Origin of the sequence: Nocardioides sp. YIM 152588, assembly GCF_040191335.1 — a bacterium.
Taxonomy (GTDB): domain Bacteria; phylum Actinomycetota; class Actinomycetes; order Propionibacteriales; family Nocardioidaceae; genus Nocardioides.
Window position 1 is genome coordinate 1 of record NZ_JBEGDJ010000117.1, and the last position, 923, is coordinate 923.

The window sequence follows — 923 nt, forward strand, 5'->3', positions numbered from 1 at the left end:
CTTCTCCATCGACTTCGACAGGTTGCTCTGCGTGGTCGACAGGTTGCGGTAGGCGTTGATCGCCTCGATGTTCTGGCTGATGCGAAGACCCATGGTTCCCTCCTGGATTCACGGTCTGGTGGGGTCGGGCGTCCCTCCCTGGACACCCGTCGCCCTTCCCGATCGTCCGGGGCGCGGGCCGGCTGAGGCTTCGGCGCCGAAAAGGCCGAGCGCCGGCGGGACCTCGTGGGTCCCACCGGCGCTCGGTGGATCAGATGTGCCTCGGGTGGGTGGTGCTCAGCCCTGGAGGAGCTGGAGGACGCCCTGGGAGGCGGAGTTGGCCTGGGCCAGCATCGCGGTGCCGGCCTGGGACAGGATCTGGTTCTTGGTCAGGTTCATCATCTCCTGGGCCATGTCGGTGTCGCGGATGCGCGACTCCGAGGCGGAGAGGTTCTCGATGGCCACGTTGACGCTGTTCACGGTGTGCTCGAACCGGTTCTGGATCGCACCCAGCTCGCCCCGCTGGGTCGAGATCTCGGTGATCGCGGCCTGGATCGAGTCGCTGTCCGCGATGTCGATCGCCGCCATGTCCGTGCCCGTGGCGAAGTTCGCGAGCGCGGTGGCCGAGATCGCGATGGTGTCCGAGTTGGCGTAGCCGACCTGGAAGGTCATCGCGGCCCCGCCGAAGAGCGTGTTGCCGTTGAACTTGGTGTTGGTCCGGATCCGACCGATCTCGGTGGTGAGCGCGTCGAACTCCGCCTTCAGCGCCACCTCGGCCTCGGTGTCCGAGCCGTCGCCGGCCCAGGCTCCGTCGCCGACGGTGCCGTTGCTGAACTGCACGGCGAGGTCGTTCATGCGCTGGAGCATGGAGTGGACCTCGGTGAGGGCGCCTTCCGCGGTCTGGGCGACCGAGATGCCGTCCTGGGCGTTGCGGACGGCGACCT

The 923-nt window shown here is 67.7% G+C and carries 1 protein-coding gene; it reads right to left on the bottom strand.

Annotated features, from left to right (window positions below; all coding sequences use genetic code 11):
- Window positions 1–276: 276 nt before the first annotated feature.
- Window positions 277–923 (bottom strand): flagellin (locus ABLM29_RS22285; protein WP_349716843.1); only part of this gene is annotated, 647 nt, incomplete at its 5' end.